Consider the following 5,296-nt stretch of genomic DNA (forward strand, 5'->3'; position numbering starts at 1 on the left):
ATGAATCAAATGTTGCTTGCTTTGATTGTCGTATCAAACCTCATAGTTGTTTTTACTCGTGCGTATGCTTCGGGGCAGCGAGTGAACGAGGTATTGGACACTGATCCAAGCTTAACTTCTCCACAAAACAGTAAAAATGTGAACCAAATCAATCAGCCATTAATTGAATTTAATCAGGTTGATTTTCGGTATAGTAAAGATGCTGGACTTTCGTTAACGGATATTAATTTCTCCGTAGCGGATAACACAGTTATGGGGATTACTGGGGGAACCGGAAGTGGAAAAACGACTTTGACACAGTTGATTCCGCGCTTTTATGATGCTAGTGCTGGTAATGTTAACTTTCTTGGATTAAATGTCAAAGAATGGGATTTAAAAGAATTGCGTAATCAGATTAAAATGGTACCTCAAATAGCAGTGTTGTTTCACGGAACAATTCGACAGAATTTACAGTGGGGTAAAGCAGATGCAACGGATGACGAGTGTTGGGAAGCATTAAAAATAGCACAGTGTTTAGATTTTGTTCAAAAACTACCCAATAAGTTGGATACTCTTATAATGGAAAATGGGAAGAATTTTTCTGGTGGTCAACGCCAAAGGTTAACGATTGCTCGTGCAATTGTTAATAAGCCAAAAGTATTGATATTGGATGATTCATTATCTGCTTTAGATTATCAAACTGATTTGGATTTGCGAGAAGCTTTGAAAAACAATTTAAACGGTACCGTCATCATTATTTCGCAACGAATCCGGTCATTGCAACAAGCTAATCAGATTTTACTAATGGACAGTGGACGAATTGTCGCTAGCGGAACACATGACGAATTGATGAAACATTCTACAGCTTATCAAGAATTAGTTACTTCACAGGAGGAGGTCTAAAATGAAAAAAATATCTTCCAAAGGATTTAATTTATTTTGGCCATACCTTACTAAATACCGAAAAGATTTAATATTCACCAGTATATTTGGCTTGTTTAGTGGTGCATCGGTTGTTTTGATGACTTACTATATAGGAGTAGGAGTAGACTTGCTGATTGGAGCAGGTGAAGTAGATTTTTCTGTTTTATATCGAACACTAATTTTATTAGCAGGTATTTTAGTTGTTACAGTGGTTAGCCAATGGCTAATTCAAATTTTAGCCAATCGTATTGCGTATAAGTCGATTGCAGAACTACGCAAGGATGCGTTTATCCATTTAAATAAACTTCCGCTGAACTATTATGATCAAACAGCTCATGGTAATATTGTCAGTCGCTTTACAAATGATATGGATAATGTATCGGTAGCTGTTTCCTCTGTATTGATGCAGTTGTTTTCTGGTGTATCGACATTGATTGTGGCATTTATTTTTATGATAGTGCTAAGTCCGATACTGACAATGGTTGTATTGGTTGCAGCACCGATTATCTTTTTTGTTATGTGGTTTGTAGCGAAAACTTCTCAGTATCGTTTTAAAAGCCAACAAAAGATAACGGGAGAATTGTCTGGGTTTATTAATGAACGAATTTTAAATCAAAAAATTGTCAAAGCTTTTCAACAAGAAAGCTCTACTCAAGAAAAATTTGAAGCTATCAATCAACAGTTATATACAGAAGGGCAAAAAGCTCAATTTGCGTCTTCTTTAACCAATCCTCTTTCAAGGGTTGTGGACCATTTAGCGTATACTGCAGTTGGTTTAGTAGGTGGACTGTTGATTTTTTATGGCAATACTGATGTTACGATTGGAATTATTTCTAGTTTTACGATTTACTCGACACAATTCACTAAACCATTTATTGAGATTTCTGGAATTACTACAGAAATTCAATTGGCAATAGCTGGACTTGATCGAACGTATGATATCATGAAACAAACTATTGAAAAACCTGATGAAACCAATGCGAAAGTTCTAAAAAACGCTAAAGGAGTAGTAGAATTTAAGCAGGTTGATTTTGCCTACATGAAGGATGAACCTTTAATTACTGATTTTAGTTTGAAAGTTTATGCGGGAGAAACAGTTGCTATTGTAGGAAAAACGGGTGCTGGGAAATCCACATTGATTAACTTGCTCATGCGTTTTTATGACGTTGACTCAGGAAGCATATCTATTGATGGAACTGATATTCGTACTATAACTAAAGATAGTTTACGGCAGAGTTTTGGCATGGTTTTACAGGACACTTGGCTTTTTGATGGATCTTTACGAGCAAATCTTCAATATGGAAATAAAGATGCAACAGATGAAATAATTTATGATGCATTGAAGAAAACATACATGTATGACTATGTAGTTCGATTACCTGAAAAACTAGATACAAATATTGGATCAAGCGGGATAAAAATTTCAGAAGGACAAAGACAATTATTGACAATTGCGCGTACAATGATTTCTAATCCAGACATGTTGATTTTAGACGAAGCAACGAGTTCTGTAGATACATTAACGGAACAAAAAATTCAATCTGCTTTCTTACAAATGATGGAAGGGCACACCAGTTTTGTCATTGCTCACCGATTGTCGACTATTAAGAATGCTGATCAAATTATTGTTTTAGATCAAGGACATATCCTAGAAGTTGGTACACACGAAGAGTTGTTAGAAAAAGGTGGAAGTTATGCTAGCCTTCACAAAGCTCAGTTTATGGTAGAAGAGTAGTAAATCGCTTATAAGTAAATGATTGTAATTATGAATTGCATACTAGTTACTTTTTGAATAGAACATAATAGTTAAGTATTCGAGTGCTAACAATTGAAGCAATGATAAGGAGATGTATATAGAAGTTTTGGATATTACATTGATAATAAAAATGATAATTATTGGGTTGGTTCAAGGATTTACAGAACCAATTCCTGTGTCATCTAGTGGACATGTAATGATTGCTAGCGAAATATTAGGACTAGGTGAACAGGGATTTACATTTGCTATACTAACCAATACAGCTTCGCTAGTTGCTATTGTTTTTATTTATAGGAAGGACATTTTAAGACTTGCAACAAATTCAATTCATTATTTGAAAACGAAAAATGCTCGCTATAAGAGTGATTTTTTCTTTGTTTTATTTATTATTATTGGGAGCATTCCGGCAGGTGTTCTCGGATTCTTATTAAAGGACTATATAGCAGACAATGTTAGTATGATAGTAATAGCTTTAATGTTATTTGCGACAGGTACTGCTTTATGGTTGATTCGAAATATAAAGGGTAATAAAAGCGAGAGTGATATTACTATAAAGGATGCTTTAATAGTAGGATTAGGACAAGCTGTAGCCTTGACTCCGGGAATTAGTCGTTCTGGAGCAACCATTATTTCAGCTATTGCTGTAGGAATGAAACAAGATACCGCACTTCGATTTTCATTTATGCTATATATTCCTGTAAGTCTCGGAGGAGTGATATTAGGTTTTTCTGATTTTTTAAATGAACCAAATAAAACCGACTTAGCCATTCCGTATTTAGCTGCATTTATTGCAGCTCTTGTAATGTCCTATTTTGCTATGAAGTGGTTTATGGGAATTATGAAAAAAGGGAAATTAGTTTATTTTTCCTATTATTGTTTTATTTTAGGTATCTTACTTCTAATTTTCTTTTAAGACAATAATGTTTTAAACGATATTGATATTTCCTATTAAATATTAAATAAGAGGAAAAATAAGAATCAAAGTTACCTGTAAAGAAGTACATTCAATAAGTCTATTGAATGTACTTCTTTACTTTATAAGATACGTAAAATATTTTTTATGGAAAACCATAGGAAAATTTAAGGAAATTTTGATATTCTATTAAAGCAACAGAATATCATTAGATATCTACAATAAGTAGATTTTTATGAATGCCATTTTTGACTTTAGTGAAGTATTTAAGAATTTGGATAGAGCTCGTTGAGAAAGTGTTCAAGAATTGGAGGAGTAAGTTAAGATAAAAAATTTTGTATCATCTGCTCAGTAAAAATTAGCTTTATAGATCTTTCTTTAGCCGAAAGTACATTTTAAGTAGAAACTATTATAAACAAAAGGGAGAAGTTCTATGACAAATAAACGTTCTGAAAAACAAGCAAACAAACGGAGTCATAAAGTAAGAGTGTTTCTAATTTTAGCACTTGCACTACTAGTTACAGGAGGATTATTTGGTTGGAAAGTGTACATAGATGTACGTAATGCTTCTGATACTGTTTTTAAAAATATTGAAACAGAGAATAAGCGTTCTAAACCTATTGACGTCAAAGTAGAGGATCACCCTTTTTCTATGCTGCTGTTAGGAACAGATAGTGGGGACTTAGGACGAACTGAAAAGGGCCGTTCGGATACTGTCATGTTATTAACAGTTAATAAACGAAAAGAAAAAATGACTATTTTAAGTATCCCTCGTGATACATACACTGAAATTATTGGACATGGAACAAAAGATAAAATTAATCATGCCTATGCTTTTGGTGGAGTACAGATGTCAATCAATACAGTACAAAACTTATTAAATATTCCAATTGATTACTATGTTGAAATTAATATGAAAGGATTGCAGGAATTAGCAGACGCACTTGGAGGAGTTACTATCACCCCACCATTAACTTTTATACAAGATGGACATGAATTTAGTAAGGGAGAACCAACTAAAATGAGTGGTGAAAAAACTTTAGCATATACACGTATGCGCTATGAAGATCCTCAAGGAGACTATGGTAGACAAGCTAGGCAGAGGCAAGTACTTGACGCATCCATTAAGAAAGCTAGTTCATTTTCTTCTATCTTAAAGTACCGTGAGTTATTAAATACGTTAGAAAACAATATGAAGACAAATTTAACGTTTGAAAACATGGTAGATATCTTTAATGACTATAGTTCAGCTGCCGCAAATATTGAGCAAATACAATTAAGCGGTACAGGAGAAAAGATGAATGATATTTATTATGAAATGGTAACTGATGAAGAAGTAAATCGAGTTTCTAATTTGCTTCGTGAGCAATTGGAATTAGATAATAATGATGAAGAAAATAACTCAGAGGTTATAGAGAGTTCTATTAATTAGAATTTGACTAAAATATTTTCTTGAAAAGTATTAGATTTTTGGGAACTTATTTACTGTTCTGCATGGAGTATTTGACAATGAAAAACTAGTATGTTAGCTTTGGTATAATAAATTAAAAAGGGGGTGTTTTTTTAATGTCAGATGATGACGAGGGTGATTTGTACAGTTTTTTATATACTTCTTATATTCAAATAGAGTAGCTAAGTGCGTCATCAAAAGATGAGGTGCTATTTTTGCGTACACTTAATGAGAATAAGGGAGAGAATATAAAAAAAATGGAAACAGATATAAA

The 5,296-nt window shown here is 33.2% G+C and carries 4 protein-coding genes; all 4 read left to right on the forward strand.

The window, feature by feature from the left end:
- The coding region (locus ABS911_RS13550) for an ABC transporter ATP-binding protein (protein WP_350468003.1) at positions 1-882 on the forward strand (882 nt) is incomplete at its 5' end.
- A gap of 1 nt (position 883) precedes the next feature.
- Positions 884-2,638, forward strand: a complete 1,755-nt coding sequence (locus ABS911_RS13555; protein ID WP_350468004.1) for an ABC transporter ATP-binding protein — start codon at positions 884-886, stop codon at positions 2,636-2,638.
- 112 nt (positions 2,639-2,750) lie between these two features.
- Entirely contained in the window at positions 2,751-3,572 is an 822-nt protein-coding gene (locus ABS911_RS13560; RefSeq protein ID WP_350468005.1) for an undecaprenyl-diphosphate phosphatase, read from the forward strand.
- Positions 3,573-4,005: 433 nt separating this feature from the next.
- Complete coding sequence (locus ABS911_RS13565; protein WP_350468006.1) at positions 4,006-5,004, forward strand: LCP family glycopolymer transferase; 999 nt, start codon at positions 4,006-4,008, stop codon at positions 5,002-5,004.
- Positions 5,005-5,296: the final 292 nt, after the last annotated feature.

The sequence above is a fragment of the Carnobacterium sp. genome, from assembly GCF_040274425.1.